Genomic DNA, 17,000 nt, shown 5'->3' on the forward strand with positions numbered 1-17,000 from the left:
GAGAATAGAGAACCTTAAGCATTTTAAGCTATCTCGATTTTATGCAAAGAATAGAGATGATAATATATATGTTGTTCTTTATTCTATAAATAATAATTTAAAATTAGCATCTATATTTTCTAAAAATAAAAATATTCTGAATTTTTAAACTACCCCAGAATATGCAGGTAGTTAAACTTTGAATATTGTCATTGAACGATTGTTAAATTATTCAGTGGATTTTATATTTTGCTTTGTATCTTTATTCATTGGTGTCACACGAACCTGCTTGATAACATTATCGTGTACCGCAAGAACCTCAAAATTATATTCATTAATCCGCACTTGAGTATTCAGTTCAGGAATTTCGCCTAGTTCTTCCAGAATCATTCCATTCATTGTTCTTGGGCCATCTTCGGGTAGCGCCCAATTGAAAGCTTTATTTAATTCACGGATATTAGCTGTACCACCAACTAGAACAGTACCGTCACTTTGCGGAAGAACCTCTTCTGCCAGAGTTAGAGACATGGAGGTGGTAAAATCGCCGACAATTTCTTCCAAAATATCTTCAACAGTGATTAGCCCTTGAATATCTCCATATTCATCAACGATTAAGCCAGCTTTTTGTTTATTACGTTGGAAGTTAACAAGTTGGATGTTTAACGGAGTACTAACAGGAATAAAGTAGATTTTATCTGCGGCTTTGATCAAATTTCTTTTTGTGAATTCTTTTTTCTCCATCATCAGCCGATATGCTTCACGTACTCGGAGCATACCAATAGCATCATCAAGGGAGTCTCGATATAGCACAATGCGTCCATGTGGGGAGTGTGTCAGCTGTCTGATAACGGATTTCCAATCATTGTTAATATCAATACCGACAATTTCGTTACGCGGGATCATAATGTCACCAACAGTGACTTTCTCAAGATCTAATATTGAGATCAGCATGTCCTGATTACGGCGTGATAGGTTAGTGTTTGATTCATTTACGATCGTACGTAGCTCGTCTTTGCTGACTGCATCATTGCGGATATTAGGGGTTTTGATCCCCAAACAATGCATAAACAGCAAGCTAATCTTATTAAAGGACCAAACAAGGGGCAGCATAATTTTTTCTAGCGGACGCAGCAAGAAGCTACTTGGGAATGCCACCCTTTCAGGATAAAGCGCGGCGATGGTTTTTGGCATTACTTCAGAAAAAATGAGAATAACAAATGTGAGTATACCAGTTGCAATGGCAACACCTGCATCGCCATAGAGCCTCATGCCAATGATAGTAGCAAGAGCAGAGGCCACAATGTTAACGAGATTATTACCAATAAGGATCAGGCTGATGAGTCTATCTGGATGACGCAGCAGAGATTCAACCCTGCGTGCGGGTCTGCTCCCCTGTTTAGCTAAATGTCGTAAGCGATATCGGTTGATTGTCATCATGCCAGTTTCTGAGGCAGAAAAATAGGCTGAAACGATAACCATGACAACAAGAATTATAATCAGTGTGCTTGTTGAGACGTGATCCAAAACAAAATTCCTTCCTAATATTTATACAAATCTATTACGGTGATAATTTGAACTATTGATAAACCATCATTTCTTGTAATAACCTGCTACCGAAAAAAGCAAGTGTCAGAATAAATGCGCCAATCAGATTGAACCAAATAACGCGCTTGCCACGCCACCCTTCATGATAATGTCCCCAAAGCAAAATAACGTAGATGAACCATGCAATGATAGATAAAACAGACTTATGAATATTTTCTTTACTGAAAACATCATCCATGTACATGATGCCAGTGCATAGCGTTAATGTTAGTAAAATTACACCGACTTGGGTAATGTGAAACATTTTCCGCTCTATTGCCATCAATGGAGGGATACCAGAGGTAAAGGTGAGCTTTTTCTTTTTAAGCTGATAATCCAGCCAACCAAGTTGTAATGCATAAAGAGCTGCAATGAGTAAGGTGGCATAGCCGAGTAATGCCAACCCAATATGAATGAATAATTCGACACTATCTTCAAGATGAGTAATGAATTCTCCCGGCATCATACTGGCCAGTATCAAATTGATCATAGCGAAACTATAAACAACTGGCAGTAAAAACCATGCACGCCCACGGAAAGCGACGACTGTCATGATAAGGCATACAAGCAAACTGACAATTGAGCCTAGATTTAATAATGTCAAATTTTGCCCACTGCTGACATGAAAAACTTGATATTTCAATGCAATGGCGTGACTGGCTAACGCTATAATTGCTAAAGAAAGTGCCAGTTTTTGATAACTGTTTTGTTGGCGCAATAAACCTGGCACGATGAGCGTCAGGCTAATGAGATAAGCTAGTAAAGCAATAATTGAAAATATCAGCATAACGTTTATCGTTTTCGCAATAGTGTTGAATGTTAACTCTTTACCTTTCAAGCCACCGTTTTGTTGGCTGTACTTAACCCTTTTGCCACATATCCTTTAGATTACATATTCTTTGTTTATACAATTAGTTATGTAATTTGGGGTGAGTATTCTGGCCGTTGTAGTATAACTTGAAATTCATTGGATATGGATTGAATACAAAATTTAAGTATACCGTTAGCCGGAGTAGCCTCCAACCGTTGTTAATCATACTTGGGAATCTCTTTGCAGAGATCACATAATCATCGTGTTATAATTCGTGAAATTTGCCTTACAAGTAGACCAACTTGTAGATATCTGAGCTGAGACAATGTTTGATAATTTAACTGACAGACTATCGCGCACATTGCGCAATATCAGCGGTCGCGGACGGCTGACGGAAGATAATATTAAAGATACGCTGCGCGAAGTTCGTATGGCTTTGCTCGAAGCGGATGTTGCATTACCTGTCGTGCGTGATTTTATTGCACGAATCAAAGAGAGCGCAGTGGGGCATGAGGTTAACAAAAGCCTTACCCCAGGTCAGGAATTCGTCAAAATCGTTCAGAATGAATTGGTTACGGCGATGGGAGAGGTTAACAGTGAACTGAACCTTTCCACACAGCCTCCTGCTGTGGTTCTTATGGCTGGTTTGCAAGGTGCAGGTAAAACGACTAGCGTTGCCAAATTAGGTAAGCTGCTGAAAGAAAAAAACAAGAAGAAAGTCTTGGTTGTTTCTGCTGACGTATACCGACCGGCAGCGATCAAACAGCTTGAAACCTTATCTGAAACAGTTGGAATTGACTTTTTCCCTTCAGATGCACAGGAAAAGCCTGTTGATATTGTCAATAAAGCGATCCAACATGCTAAGTTGAAATTCTATGATGTGTTGTTAGTCGATACAGCAGGTCGTTTGCATGTTGATGAAGCTATGATGGATGAAATCATAGCAGTTCATGCAGCTATCAATCCTGTCGAAACCCTGTTTGTTGTTGATGCGATGACAGGTCAAGATGCGGCGAATACAGCAAAAGCATTCAATGAAGCATTGCCACTAACCGGGGTTGTTCTGACTAAAGTAGATGGTGATGCCCGTGGCGGTGCAGCACTTTCCATCCGCCACATCACGGGTAAGCCCATTAAATTCCTCGGCGTTGGTGAAAAGACGGATGCGTTGGAACCTTTCCATCCAGATCGCATTGCATCCCGCATTCTGGGTATGGGAGACATGCTTTCATTGATCGAAGAAATTGAAAGCAAAGTTGACCGTACTCAAGCGGAAAAACTGGCGTCTAAGCTGAAAAAAGGGGACGGTTTTGATTTAAGCGATTTTCTTGAACAGCTTAAACAGATGCGTAATATGGGCGGAATGACCAGCATGTTGAGCAAAATGCCGGGAATGACGCAGATCCCTGATGCTGTTAAATCCCAAATGGATGACAAAATTCTGGTTAAAATGGAATCCATTATTAATTCCATGACGCGTAAAGAGCGTGAAAAACCAGAAATTATCAAAGGTTCTCGTAAGCGCCGTATTGCAATGGGATCGGGTACACAAGTGCAGGATGTCAATCGTTTGTTGAAACAGTTTGATGAAATGCAGCGCATGATGAAAAAGATGAAGAAAGGTGGTTTGGCAAAAATGATGCGAGGCATGAAAGTCATGCTTCCACCTGGGTTTATGGGGCGATAATCAACAAAGTTGCGAAAGAAAATGTTCTTTGGATTGCTTTTTGCGCCAAAGTGAGTAAAATTTTCGGGCTTTTAAATGGACAGCGGGATTCCATTCCTCGATGGAGTCTGGTTGTTTTGCTAACTAATGAGGATGTTATGGTAACAATTCGTTTAGCTCGTGGCGGCGCAAAAAAGCGTCCGTTCTATCAAGTAGTCGTGACCGATAGCCGCAATGCGCGTGATGGTCGTTTTATTGAGCGTGTTGGTTTCTTCAACCCAATCGCTTCAGGAAATGCAGAAGCTCTGCGTTTAGATCTGGACCGTATCGAACACTGGGTTGGTCTGGGTGCATCTGTGTCTGATCGTGTTGCTGTACTGATCAAAGACGCTAAGAAAACAGCTTAATCTGTCGCGGTGGTAACAATGAGCAGACAATCTGGCCTAAAGCTCCCTGTTGAGCCAATCGTATTGGGGAAATTGGGTTCTTCGTATGGCATTCGTGGTTGGCTCAGAGTTTTTTCTTCCACCGAACACACCGAAGACATTTTTGAATATCAACCGTGGTTTATTCAACGCTCAGGCCAGTGGCAACACGTTGAACTGGAAGCGTGGAAATATCACAATCAGGATATTATCGTCAAAATTAAAGATATTGACGATCGGGATGCTGCGAATTTACTGACTAACTGTGAAATTGTAGTCGATTCTAGCCAATTACCAGAACTGGGAGAGGGTGATTATTACTGGAGAGACCTTATGGGATGCCAAGTAATAAACACAGCAGGTTATAACCTTGGAACCATTCATGACATGATGGAAACGGGTTCTAACGATGTAATGGTAATAAAAGCAAACCTGAAAGATGCATTCGGTATCAAGGAGCGGCTGGTTCCGTTTCTTGACGGGCAGGTTATCAAGAAAGTCGATCTTGCTACCAAAACTATTGAGGTAGATTGGGATCCTGGTTTTTAATCTCCGGTAAATACGGTTTAAATGAGTGGGACGCAGTATGTGGATTGGGGTTATTAGCCTGTTTCCTGAAATGTTCCGCGCAATAACCGATTACGGGGTAACTGGTCGGGCAGTAAAGAATGGCCTGCTGAGTATAGAATGCTGGAGTCCACGGGATTTTACCTACGACCGGCATCGTACTGTTGATGACCGTCCTTATGGCGGTGGTCCAGGTATGCTGATGATGGTGCAACCATTACGGGAAGCCATTCATGCAGCCAAAGTTTCGGCAGGTGATGGTGCAAAGGTGATTTATCTTTCACCTCAGGGACGCAAACTCGATCAACAGGGAGTTTGTGAACTGGCGGCAAATGAGAAATTAATTCTGGTTTGCGGTCGTTACGAAGGTATTGATGAGCGCGTCATCCAAACTGAAATTGACGAAGAATGGTCTATCGGTGATTACGTTCTTAGCGGGGGAGAACTTCCTGCAATGACGATGATTGACTCTATATCACGGTTTATTCCGAGAGTATTAGGGCGTCAAGCATCGGCAGAAGAAGACTCATTTGCTGATGGATTGTTGGATTGCCCACATTATACTCGCCCTGAAGTGTTAGACGGTATGGAAGTCCCTCCGGTTTTACTGTCGGGAAATCATGCTGAAATTAATCGCTGGCGAATGAAACAATCGCTTGGCCGAACTTGGTTAAGAAGGCCCGAACTTCTAGAAAGCCTAGCTCTGACTGACGAGCAAAGGATGTTGCTATCTGAATTCCAACGGGAATATCGAGATCAGGCAACGAATTAATCCAGACATGTCCCGTGAAGGAATGTCTTTGATATATCAGTTTACCTAGGGTAAGAGAGTTATTATGAGCAACATTATTAAACAACTTGAACAAGAGCAGATGAAACAAGACGTACCTTCATTCCGTCCGGGTGACACCGTGGAAGTTAAGGTATGGGTTGTTGAAGGTTCTAAAAAGCGTCTGCAGACATTCGAGGGCGTGGTTATTGCAATTCGTAACCGCGGTCTGCACTCTGCATTTACTGTTCGTAAGATTTCTAACGGCGAAGGCGTTGAGCGCGTATTCCAGACTCACTCCCCAGTCGTAGACAGCATCAACGTTAAACGTCGTGGTGCTGTTCGCAGAGCTAAACTGTACTACCTGCGTGAGCGTTCTGGTAAGGCAGCTCGTATTAAAGAGCGTCTGAACGCAAAATAATACGCTTTCGCTACATCCGAAAGTTATCGCTAAAGGCCAGCAATTTGCTGGCCTTTTTACATTCTAAAATTTATTTTTGTTTTAGTTGTAAAATTACGGTTAAAGCTACGGCTTGGCTATTAACCAGTTTTGATAGCAAAAAAAGCACTAGGGCATAAGTCCATGGTTGTGCTTGAACAACATCTTCTAGAATTAACCCTAATTCACCTAAATGTGAGTGGAAGAAGGTATCGCTCATCCATACCACCACACCAAAGACAGAAAAATCACAATCATACCGCTTTGAACACGGCACTGCTTTGAACACGACACCATTTAAAAATGGGATTCAGATCTTATTTTTATGATGAATGATTTTTTAGGTGGTTAATCGAATATTTCTATTTGAGGGGGTGTGAAATATGCATTTACAATGCTTTAACTTTAATATTTATTTATATATTTTGATATGTAATTAAGTCTCAATGGCTTATTGATACGTTGATGGTATCTATAGTATTCTAAATCTAACTGTAAATATTTATTTACAGTTAATCGATTATATTTACATTTTTGGATTGTATTCTTTACGATGCATGGTATGTTATCCACCAGACACTTAGAAAAACATTAAACAGATAAAACAAAGCAAGGCGGGTAGAGAAATGATCATGCAAAAAGATGCTCTTAATAACGTTCATATTCTTAATGAACAGGTTCTTATCACCCCAGAAGAGTTGAAACAGAAATATCCGTTGAGTAGCAATGATCTACATGCCATTACAAACGCACGTAATACTATTGCTGACATTATTCAGCATCGTGATCCTCGTTTATTAGTGGTATGTGGTCCATGTTCAATTCATGATGTAGATGCTGCTCTAGAGTATGCCCGCCGTTTGAAAGCACTTTCTGCCGAATTGAGTGATTGTCTGTATATTGTTATGCGTGTCTATTTTGAAAAGCCCCGTACAACGGTTGGTTGGAAAGGTCTAATTAGTGATCCTTATATGGATGGCTCCTTTGATATGGATTCTGGGTTGCATATTGCTCGCCGACTGTTGTTGAACTTGGTAGAAATGGGATTACCTTTGGCTAATGAAGCTCTTGATCCTAACAATCCACAATATTTGGGGGATCTATTTAGCTGGTCAGCAATTGGTGCCAGAACGACTGAATCTCAAACTCATCGCGAGATGGCATCAGGTTTATCTGTATCGGTCGGATTTAAAAATGGCACTGATGGTAATTTGAATACCGCAATTAATGCCATGAAAGCAGCAGCAATGCCTCATCGCTTTATGGGGATAAATCAGTCAGGCCAAGTTTGTTTACTACAAACTCAGGGTAATCCGAATGGACATGTGATATTGCGCGGTGGCGCAGTGCCAAATTATAGTGCAGAACATGTCGCCGATTGTGAACGCCAAATGACTAAAGCAGGGCTGAGACCATCATTGATGATTGATTGCAGTCACGGTAATTCTAATAAAGATTTTCGTCGTCAGAGCGTCGTTGTGGATTCTGTCGCTGAACAAATAATGTCTGGAAATCAATCCATCATTGGTATTATGTTGGAAAGCCATATTAATGAGGGCAATCAATCTTCTGAACAGCCTCGGGCTGAGATGGAATATGGTGTTTCGGTAACTGACGCTTGTATTAGCTGGCAGATTACAGAGCAGATATTGAGAAAATTGCATCAACAAATTGCTCCACATTTGGTCAATCGAAATATGACGATGGAAAAAGCAGGATAATCAATATGGCAGCAGAATTGTCACAATTGAGAACTCAAATTGATGAGGTGGATAAAACCTTATTATCTTTGCTGGCGCAAAGAATGAATTTGGTAGCGCAAGTTGGCGAGGTTAAGAGCCAGCTCGGTTTACCGATTTACGTACCTGATAGGGAGGCTGAAATGCTGGCTTCCCGTCGTCAGGAGGCGGAAAATATGGGAATTCCGCCTGATTTGATTGAAGATATCTTACGCCGAATTATGCGAGAGTCTTATGTAAGTGAAAACAACAAAGGCTTTAAAAAACTTGGCACCCATTTAGGGCCAGTGGTTATTGTAGGTGGCTCAGGCAAAATGGGGAAATTATTCAGTCGATTGTTGACGCTGTCTGGCTATGAGGTCCGAGTGCTCGAAGCTGATGATTGGGATAATGCCGAATTTATATTGGCCGGAGCAGGAATGGTGATAGTCAGTGTTCCCATACATTTGACTGACAAGATTATTCGCCGATTACCTCCTTTGCCAGAACAATGTATTTTAGTTGATTTGGCTTCCATAAAACAAAGGCCGTTAAATGCGATGCTTGAGGCACATCAGGGACCTGTTTTAGGGTTGCACCCTATGTTTGGACCAGATGTAGGCAGCTTTGCCAAGCAAGTGGTTGTGTATTGTGACGGGCGTTATCCAGAAGCATATCAATGGTTTTTGGAACAGATATCGGTGTGGGGAGCGAGATTGCATCAAATCAACGCGAAGAAGCATGATAAAAATATGGGCTTCATTCAGGCGTTGCGTCATTTCACTACCTTTTCTTACGGACGGCATCTTGCAAAAGAAAATATCGATTTACAACAATTATTGTCGCTATCTTCACCAATATATCGATTGGAGCTGGCAATGGTAGGGCGATTATTCGCGCAAGATCCTCAGTTATATGCTGATATTATTATGTCTAGCCCTGAAAACATTGAACTTATTCGTCGGTATTATCAGAGTTTCGGGCAGGCTCTGGAAATATTGGAACATCAAGATAAATCAGCTTTTATTGAGAGCTTTAATCAGGTGAGTGATTGGTTTGGTGATGAAGCAGCTCGATTTATGAAGGAGAGCCGAGTGCTTTTACAGCAGGCTAGTGATAGTCGAATATAGATGTTAGCTAGATATAGTACTTTGAAATACCTGAAAAATATTAAAACCGGATGTTTCGATTATCTTAAAGAAACCATCCGGTTTTGTTTTTTTACTTTAGACAGGATCAATAGGAATTACATTTTCTGATGGATAAGAACCCAATACCTTTAGAAAGCGAGTAATTTCTGTCAGTTCCTTCAATGCTTGTTGCATTTTCATGGAACGCAGGTTGGTTTGCACATCAATATAAAACATCTCTTCCCACGGTTTACCGTTTATTGGGCGAGATTCTAATTTACTCATTGGAATATCATGTTTCTTTAAGATAATCAGTACATCAACTAAAGCTCCTGCTTGCTGTCCGGTTGACATAATAAAGGTGGTTTTGGCAGGAACTTGATCGGATACTTCAATAGGTTTACGGGCAACAACAATAAAGCGAGTGCTATTCTCTTGCTGATTTGCCAAATTGTTTTCTAAAACATGTAATTCATAAAGTGAGCCACCAGCCTCACTTCCTAATGCAGCGACTTCTGGTGAATTGAGTTCCGCCACTTTTTGCATAGCAGCCGCCGTACTTTCACAGTAGATAATATTCCAATCAGGATATTTATTGAGGTATTGGCTACATTGTTGAAAAGGCTGGGAATGGCTGAAAACGGTTTTTATCTTTGAGATATCAGTTTGCCCGGAAATTAATAGACAGTGGTTGATGGGCAGGGTTATTTCTCCAACAAGCGATAGGGGAGTTTGCTGCAATAAATCATAAACTTCATTGATTGCTCCTGAGCTGGTATTTTCCAGTGGCAGGATGCCATAATCAGCCTGACCAATCTCAACTAATGAGAAAATATCTGAGAATTTATGGCAACTGCATTCAATCAGTTGATTAAAGTGGCGGGCAGCAAATTGTCGAGCTGCAATATGAGAATATGAACCTTTTGGTCCTAGAAAAGTAATGCGGGCAGAATCGTAAGGTGTCTGATTCAGGTGTTGCTGTAATAAAGCTTGTTGGGTGAGAACTGAATCCTCAATGATCATCTGAAATAGCCGAGTAATATAAAAACCATCTAATCCACGTGATTTACCTTTATCAATCAATATGCTCAATAACTCTCTCTCTCGATTTTTATCTCGGATAGGGCGATAGTCGAGCAGTTTTGTTTGAGCGATGTTACCAGCTAACTCCCGGCGTTTAGCGAGTAGATCCAACAAGTCCGCATCAATATTACTAATTTCTTCTCGTAAGTTAACTAAATCTCGTTCCATAGCATATTCCTGACATTCTTATTATGAGTATAGTTTGATATTTTTGTGCCCAGTAAAACAAAAAACCTCCCTACTGGTGGGAGGTTTTTATTCGTCTTCTTAAAATTCTTTCTGAAACGAAACAACCTCCTCATGAGAAGGTGAAAAAAAAGAAAAAAAATAAGAAAGACGGTTTGATAATCATTTGGCCTATTAGCACATTGCTTGATTGTTTCAACAATATCATTTCAATAATGTACTTTAATTAACCTATTTAGATTGAAGTGTCAACAGAAGGCTTTTCATCTTTCAAACTATTAACAAATGGAAGATAAAGCTAATGGTTAAATGACAGTAAAAACGCGCTCATTGAGCGCGTGAGGACAAGAATAAGGGATAATTATACTTCTAAATTGAGATTAGATTCTTTAACACTATTGTCTGCACGTCGAGCCTCTGCTTTATGCCGCACTTTATTGAGTTGTCGCTCTAATTTTGTCAGCAGCTCATTGATCGCAGCGTACATATCTTCATGCTTGGCACTAGCCACTAATGTGCCATTCGGTGTACCAATTGTGGCATCAACCAAGAATCCTTGAGGCTCTTTTGATAGTACAATATGTGGACTAATTAGATTGACTTGCCATTTACTCAACTTATTTAGACGGTCTTCCACATGGCTACGAATTGCGGGGGTAATCTCCATTTGTTTGCTGGTAATGTTCACTAACATATAGTTACCTCTTTAATGTTACTCCGTCTTTGATGTATCCAGCATAGCGCTCTTTTGCGTAAAAAGAATGATCTAAATCACTTTTGCTGTGCGATTTTAGAAGTAAGTGGCAGAACTGTGATAGTCAAGGAAGATATGGATAATATTTATTGCGAAGAAAGGTATTATGCGTCATTATCGGTCAGTTATGGGATTATAAATTTATATAATAATTGATATTGAAAATCATTTCATAATAAAAATAATGAAGATATAACCCAAATGCATTCGATTTAGATAAAGATAGATAGCTAAGAAATAGCTAAAAAAAACAGCAGCCGTTTAGCTGCTGTTTTTGATCACCTGTTTAAATCTAATGAGATTGAATCTTATGCAGGGTTAGCAGTGATTAGTTGTGCCACCTTATTTGCTTCAGCTGTCAGCCCCAATTCTTTATAAGCCGATTCCATATAAGGGAGAGCTTCCCGAGTTGCGCTAGCATCAGGATAGTCTCGTAGCATCTGTTCTACACGATTAACGACAGCTACATAAGCACTGCGTTTAGTGTAATATTTCACAACCGCAAGTTCATATTTGGCTAAACGTTCTTTAAGGAATACTAATCGCTTGGTGGCATCAGCTGAATACTGACTATTTGGATAGTAACGCATCAGTTGGTTGAAATTATGGAATGCGGCACGGGCATGTTCAGGATCACGGTTTGATCGTTCAATACCGAAAAAGTCTTGCAATATACTGTCATCTAAAGCTTGTGAGACCAAACCACGCATATATAGTACATAGTCGATATTAGGGTGGGTTGGATTCAGACGCATGAAACGCTCAATGGATGCAAGAGCCAGTGGGTATTCCGCTGATTTGTAGTAGGCGTAGATTAAATCAAACTGAAGCTGTTGGGAGTACGGCCCAAAAGGATATCGGGTGTCAAGGGATTCCAATTGTTTGATTGCCGCTTTATAGTTACCTTCTTGCAGCTTTTCCTGCCCAATCGAATAAATTTGAGATGGCGGGATATCAGGAACAGCATCCTTATTGCTGGAACATCCAGATAAAATCAGGCTCAATGTGGTCACTGCCACCAGATATTGCATGCGAATCATCACGTGTTGATTATCCTCTGAGTGTTTTCTGGGAGACTGTCCATGAAGCTCCCGGCAAAATATAGGGTTACAATAGCACACTATTTTAAATGAAACGGCCTCGCCGTCAAAACCCAACTTAAAATATAGAAGTTATATATGGCACAACAAATCCGACTTAATGCAATAGTCGCTGAATCTCAGCTTGGTCAACGTTTAGATCAAGCTTTGGCTGAATTGTTCCCTGATTATTCAAGGTCACGTATAAAAGAGTGGATCTTGGATGATAAAGTTCAAGTTAATGGCAAATTAATTAACAAACCAAAAGAAAAAGTCCTGGGCGGTGAAGAAATATCCATTGATGCTATCATTAAAGAAGATGCACGCTGGGAGCCTCAGGATATCGAACTGAATATTGTCTATGAAGATGACGATATTTTGGTAATCAATAAACCACGTAACTTGGTAGTTCACCCGGGGGCAGGTAATCCTGATGGCACGGTATTGAATGCCTTGTTATACCGTTATCCTGAAATTGCAGATGTTCCTCGTGCAGGTATTGTTCATCGTCTTGACAAAGATACGACCGGATTAATGGTTATAGCAAAAACCGTTCCAGCACAAACTCGTTTGGTAGAATCTTTGCAATTACGTGAAATAACCCGTGAATATGAAGCAGTTGCTTTGGGATGTATGACAGCCGGAGGAACGGTAGAAGAACCCATTTCCCGTCATCCAACAAAACGGACACATATGGCAGTACATCCTATGGGGAAACCTGCTGTTACCCATTATCGAATTATGGAACATTTCCGGGCGCATACCCGTCTTCGTCTGCGTTTGGAGACTGGCAGAACACACCAAATTCGTGTGCACATGGCACATATAAAACACCCGCTAGTGGGAGATCCTCTGTACGGTGGACGGCCTCGTCCATTAAAAGGAGCCTCTGATGAATTTCGCGAAGTGATGCGCAATTTTGATCGTCAGGCATTGCATGCGACCATGTTACGTCTTTACCATCCAATCACTGGAATTGAGATGGAATGGCATGCTCCATTACCGGATGACATGGTTAAATTGATTGAAGTAATGAAAGCGGATGCCGAAACTTTCAAAGATGAGATGGATTGGTAGGTAAATGACACCACTGATTTTTCCTGATTGGCCACAGCCTGATAATGTTGGTGCTTGCAGTACTACCCGTTTGGGTGGGGTAAGCCTGTTCCCATATGACAGTTTAAACTTGGGTAATCATGTCGGGGACATTCCAGAATACGTAGAGCAGAACAGAACCTTATTGGTTGAATATGCCCAATTACCGCAGCAACCTATATGGTTGGAACAAGTACATGGAACACGTGTTATCACACTTGATGGTCAATCATTGGTAAATAATCAGGCCGATGCCGTTTACACGAATATACCCGGGCAGGTTTGTGCTGTGATGACAGCAGATTGCTTGCCCGTTCTCTTTTGCAGTATTTCTGGCGATGAAGTTGCTACAGCTCATGCCGGATGGCGTGGATTATGTGCAGGAGTGCTGGAGAATACTGTGTCTCGATTTAGTGCAAAACCTGACATGATCCGCGCATGGTTGGGGCCTGCTATTGGCCCCTCAAAATTTGAGGTGGGAAGTGAAGTTAGGGAAGCTTTCATTACGGCCAATTCTGTTCTGGAGCAAGCTTTCACACCTTATGGCAATAATTATGATGATAAGTTTCTGGCAAATATTTACTTACTGGCTAAATTGAAGTTGCAGTCAATGGGAATAACAGAGATTTTTGGTGGAACCGCATGTACTGTCACAGAGGAAAAGAACTTTTTCTCCTATCGCCGTGATGGTAATACAGGGCGCATGGCGACTTTAATCTGGTTGCGATAGCCTACTTCACAGGATGATCTTTGGCGTATAGCGGTAAGTTCCCAATTAACTTTTCAGAAGACCTTGAATATTTAAGGAATGGACCTTATCTAGTCTCCAGTAGCAAATTCTGACCAGTATTGGAGGTGTTATGCGTCTGGATCGTCTTACCAATAAATTCCAGCTTGCTCTCGCTGACGCCCAATCCCTCGCATTAGGGCGTGATAATCAATTTATCGAACCTATCCACTTGATGAGTGCATTACTCAATCAAGAAGGTGGCTCAGTTCGTCCTTTATTGACCTCGGCAGGGGTGGATACAGGAAGCTTCAATAATCAACTGAATCAAGCTCTGATCCGATTGCCGAAAGTCGAGGGCAGTGGTGGCGATGTGCAGGTATCCAACGAATTAGGACGTTATTTAAACCTATGCGACAAACTTGCGCAAAAAACAGGTGATAATTTTATTTCTTCTGAACTCTTTGTTCTGGCAGCGATAGAAGAACGTGGAACATTAAGTAACATGTTGAAAGCTGCGGGAACAACCAAAGATAAAATCACTAAGGCAATAGAACAGATGCGCGGTGGTGAAAAAGTGAATGATCAAGGTGCAGAAGATCAGCGTCAAGCGTTAAAGAAATATACAATTGATCTGACTGAACGTGCTGAACAGGGCAAATTAGATCCTGTTATTGGACGTGATGAAGAAATCCGTAGAACCATTCAGGTATTGCAACGTAGAACTAAAAACAACCCAGTTCTTATTGGCGAACCAGGAGTTGGGAAGACCGCAATTGTCGAAGGTTTGGCACAGCGTATTGTTAATGGTGAAATTCCTGAAGGACTGAAAAACAAACGTGTCCTGTCTCTTGATATGGGAGCATTATTGGCTGGTGCTAAATATCGTGGTGAATTTGAAGAGCGTTTGAAAGGTGTTTTGAACGATCTTGCCAAACAAGAAGGCTCAGTCATTCTGTTTATTGATGAATTGCATACCATGGTAGGAGCGGGCAAAGCTGAAGGAGCAATGGATGCTGGTAACATGCTGAAGCCTGCTTTGGCTCGTGGTGAACTGCATTGCGTTGGGGCGACAACTCTTGATGAGTATCGACAATATATAGAAAAAGATGCGGCTTTGGAGCGTCGTTTCCAGAAAGTTTATGTGGCAGAACCCACGGTTGAGGACACGATTGCTATTTTACGTGGACTGAAAGAGCGATATGAATTGCATCATCATGTCCAGATTACTGATCCAGCAATCGTTTCGGCTGCAACATTATCTCATCGCTATATATCTGATCGCATGCTGCCTGACAAGGCAATTGACCTGATTGACGAAGCTGGTGCAAGTCTGCGGATGCAGATGGATTCTAAACCAGAAGCATTGGATCGTCTTGAGCGTCGTGTTATTCAATTGAAGCTTGAACAGCAGGCACTGAAAAAAGAGTCTGATGATGCCAGTAAAAAACGTTTAGAGATGCTGAACGAAGAGTTGGCAGAAAAAGAACGCGAATATTCTGAATTGGAAGAAGAGTGGAAAGCGGAGAAAGCTGAACTTAGTGGTACTCAGAATATCAAAGCCGAATTAGAGAATGCCCGTCTTGAATTAGAAAAGGCCCGCCGTAACGGTGACTTGGCCAAAATGTCTGAAATTCAGTACGGAAAAATTCCGGAATTGGAAAAGCGTCTGGCAACAGCAACAACAGTAGAAAATCGTCATATGAAGTTGCTGCGTAACAAAGTCACAGATGCTGAAATCGCTGAAATACTGGCTCGCTGGACAGGAATCCCTGTATCCAGAATGTTGGAAAGCGAAAAAGAGAAATTATTGCGCATGGAGCAAGAATTGCATAAACGCGTGATTGGGCAGAATGAAGCTGTTGATGCCGTATCGAATGCAATTCGTCGTAGCAGAGCGGGGCTATCTGATCCCAATCGCCCGATTGGCTCTTTCATGTTCTTGGGGCCGACTGGGGTGGGTAAAACAGAATTATGCAAGGCGCTGGCTAATTTCTTGTTCGATAGTGATGATGCCATGGTGCGCATTGACATGTCGGAGTTTATGGAAAAACACGCAGTTTCAAGGCTGGTGGGAGCTCCTCCCGGATATGTTGGATATGAAGAAGGTGGGTATCTGACAGAAGCGGTGCGCCGCCGTCCTTATTCTGTTATTTTGCTGGATGAAGTAGAGAAAGCACACCCAGATGTTTTCAATATCTTGCTACAGGTATTGGATGATGGTCGTCTGACTGATGGCCAGGGGAGAACTGTTGACTTTCGCAACACGGTTGTGATTATGACCTCTAATTTAGGTTCCGATATGATCCAAGAACGTTTTGGTACACTGGATTATATAGGGATGAAAAATATGGTGATGGAAGTGGTTGGTCATCATTTCAGACCTGAGTTTATCAACCGTGTTGATGAAGTTGTTGTGTTCCATCCATTAGGAAAAGAACATCTGACATCTATTACGAATATTCAATTGCAGCGTTTATATCAGCGTCTGGAAGAGCGAGGTTATCAGGTAGAGATGACTCCTTCTGCACTGGAAAAACTGAGTGAAGCAGGTTTTGACCCTGTATACGGTGCTCGCCCATTGAAACGGGCTATTCAGCAAGAGATCGAGAATCCGCTGGCTCAGCAGATTCTTTCTGGCAAGTTAATTCCAGGTAAATTAGTGACTTTAGAGCTAGAAGACAATCGCATTGTTCCAAAGCAATAACATTACTTGCTTGGAAAGCTCATAAATATAAAAAAGTACAGAAGATAAAGTAACGTTGAGATAAAAAGAGGTGAAAAAAACACCTCTTTTTTCTTTTTGTAGATTAATAAAAAACCAAGTTATCGTGTTTTGGGTGATAAGTAAGCGGTTGGTGCTTTTTTTTTAAAATAATTGTTGCTAGTCTCAGAAAGCTCCCTATAATGCGCATCCGTTGTCACGACAAACACACAAACCTGTCGGGGTGACAAAGTGAAAGGCCTTGAAAAATAAGGCTTGACACG

The 17,000-nt window shown here is 41.3% G+C and carries 15 protein-coding genes, 1 pseudogene and 1 other annotated feature; of the genes and pseudogenes, 10 read left to right on the plus strand and 6 right to left on the minus strand.

Annotated features, from left to right (window positions below; all coding sequences use genetic code 11):
* Positions 1 to 207: 207 nt before the first annotated feature.
* Entirely contained in the window at positions 208 to 1,503 is a 1,296-nt protein-coding gene (locus tag PSI14_RS12665) for an HlyC/CorC family transporter (protein WP_273576233.1), read from the minus strand.
* A 52-nt stretch (positions 1,504 to 1,555) separates the two neighbouring features.
* Complete coding sequence (locus tag PSI14_RS12670) at positions 1,556 to 2,350, minus strand: cytochrome C assembly family protein (RefSeq protein WP_273576234.1); 795 nt, start codon at positions 2,348 to 2,350, stop codon at positions 1,556 to 1,558.
* 349 nt (positions 2,351 to 2,699) lie between these two features.
* Between PSI14_RS12670 and ffh the strand changes: the two genes are divergently transcribed.
* From ffh to rplS, 5 genes are all read left to right on the plus strand, one after another.
* Positions 2,700 to 4,061, plus strand: coding sequence for a signal recognition particle protein (gene ffh, locus PSI14_RS12675; protein ID WP_273576235.1), 1,362 nt, complete (start codon positions 2,700 to 2,702; stop codon positions 4,059 to 4,061).
* A gap of 137 nt (positions 4,062 to 4,198) precedes the next feature.
* Positions 4,199 to 4,447 carry a 30S ribosomal protein S16 gene (gene rpsP, locus PSI14_RS12680; RefSeq protein ID WP_273576236.1) on the plus strand — a complete coding sequence of 83 codons (249 nt, stop codon included), beginning with the start codon at positions 4,199 to 4,201 and terminating at the stop codon, positions 4,445 to 4,447.
* Between the two features lie 18 nt (positions 4,448 to 4,465).
* A complete protein-coding gene (gene rimM, locus PSI14_RS12685; RefSeq protein ID WP_273576237.1) occupies positions 4,466 to 5,014 on the plus strand; it encodes a ribosome maturation factor RimM in 549 nt (182 codons plus the stop codon).
* Positions 5,015 to 5,051: 37 nt separating this feature from the next.
* Positions 5,052 to 5,804 carry a tRNA (guanosine(37)-N1)-methyltransferase TrmD gene (trmD, locus tag PSI14_RS12690; protein WP_273576238.1) on the plus strand — a complete coding sequence of 251 codons (753 nt, stop codon included), beginning with the start codon at positions 5,052 to 5,054 and terminating at the stop codon, positions 5,802 to 5,804.
* Between the two features lie 64 nt (positions 5,805 to 5,868).
* The gene (rplS, locus tag PSI14_RS12695) at positions 5,869 to 6,222 is read left to right on the plus strand and encodes a 50S ribosomal protein L19 (RefSeq protein ID WP_010845356.1); all 354 of its coding nucleotides are present in this window, start codon (positions 5,869 to 5,871) and stop codon (positions 6,220 to 6,222) included.
* Positions 6,223 to 6,313: 91 nt separating this feature from the next.
* On the opposite strand, the pseudogene PSI14_RS12700 reads toward rplS, so the two are convergent.
* Positions 6,314 to 6,538, minus strand: a pseudogene (locus tag PSI14_RS12700) (anaerobic C4-dicarboxylate transporter family protein); the annotation flags it as partial.
* Positions 6,539 to 6,866: 328 nt separating this feature from the next.
* Here PSI14_RS12700 and PSI14_RS12705 point away from each other — a divergent pair.
* Positions 6,867 to 7,961 carry a 3-deoxy-7-phosphoheptulonate synthase gene (locus PSI14_RS12705; RefSeq protein WP_273576239.1) on the plus strand — a complete coding sequence of 365 codons (1,095 nt, stop codon included), beginning with the start codon at positions 6,867 to 6,869 and terminating at the stop codon, positions 7,959 to 7,961.
* A gap of 5 nt (positions 7,962 to 7,966) precedes the next feature.
* The gene (gene tyrA, locus PSI14_RS12710) at positions 7,967 to 9,088 is read left to right on the plus strand and encodes a bifunctional chorismate mutase/prephenate dehydrogenase (RefSeq protein WP_273576240.1); all 1,122 of its coding nucleotides are present in this window, start codon (positions 7,967 to 7,969) and stop codon (positions 9,086 to 9,088) included.
* A gap of 96 nt (positions 9,089 to 9,184) precedes the next feature.
* On the opposite strand, the gene pheA is transcribed toward tyrA, so the two are convergent.
* From pheA to bamD, 3 genes are all read right to left on the minus strand, one after another.
* Positions 9,185 to 10,339 (minus strand): bifunctional chorismate mutase/prephenate dehydratase, encoded by a 1,155-nt coding sequence (pheA, locus tag PSI14_RS12715; protein ID WP_273576241.1) that lies wholly within the window; start codon positions 10,337 to 10,339, stop codon positions 9,185 to 9,187.
* 55 nt (positions 10,340 to 10,394) lie between these two features.
* Positions 10,395 to 10,524: a sequence feature (Phe leader region), on the minus strand.
* A 194-nt stretch (positions 10,525 to 10,718) separates the two neighbouring features.
* The gene (raiA, locus tag PSI14_RS12720; RefSeq protein WP_092521344.1) at positions 10,719 to 11,051 is read right to left on the minus strand and encodes a ribosome-associated translation inhibitor RaiA; all 333 of its coding nucleotides are present in this window, start codon (positions 11,049 to 11,051) and stop codon (positions 10,719 to 10,721) included.
* A gap of 368 nt (positions 11,052 to 11,419) precedes the next feature.
* Positions 11,420 to 12,142 carry an outer membrane protein assembly factor BamD gene (gene bamD / locus PSI14_RS12725; protein WP_273576247.1) on the minus strand — a complete coding sequence of 241 codons (723 nt, stop codon included), beginning with the start codon at positions 12,140 to 12,142 and terminating at the stop codon, positions 11,420 to 11,422.
* Positions 12,143 to 12,289: 147 nt separating this feature from the next.
* Here bamD and rluD point away from each other — a divergent pair, with 147 nt between their 5' ends.
* The 3 genes from rluD to clpB all read left to right on the plus strand — a co-directional run bounded on the left by rluD (position 12,290) and on the right by clpB (position 16,719).
* Positions 12,290 to 13,267 carry a 23S rRNA pseudouridine(1911/1915/1917) synthase RluD gene (rluD, locus tag PSI14_RS12730; protein WP_273576242.1) on the plus strand — a complete coding sequence of 326 codons (978 nt, stop codon included), beginning with the start codon at positions 12,290 to 12,292 and terminating at the stop codon, positions 13,265 to 13,267.
* 4 nt (positions 13,268 to 13,271) lie between these two features.
* Complete coding sequence (gene yfiH, locus PSI14_RS12735) at positions 13,272 to 14,015, plus strand: purine nucleoside phosphorylase YfiH (protein WP_273576243.1); 744 nt, start codon at positions 13,272 to 13,274, stop codon at positions 14,013 to 14,015.
* 130 nt (positions 14,016 to 14,145) lie between these two features.
* Positions 14,146 to 16,719 carry an ATP-dependent chaperone ClpB gene (gene clpB / locus PSI14_RS12740; RefSeq protein WP_273576244.1) on the plus strand — a complete coding sequence of 858 codons (2,574 nt, stop codon included), beginning with the start codon at positions 14,146 to 14,148 and terminating at the stop codon, positions 16,717 to 16,719.
* Positions 16,720 to 17,000 lie beyond the last annotated feature (281 nt).

Source organism: Xenorhabdus anantnagensis (assembly GCF_028598555.1).
Taxonomy (GTDB): Bacteria; Pseudomonadota; Gammaproteobacteria; order Enterobacterales; family Enterobacteriaceae; genus Xenorhabdus; species Xenorhabdus anantnagensis.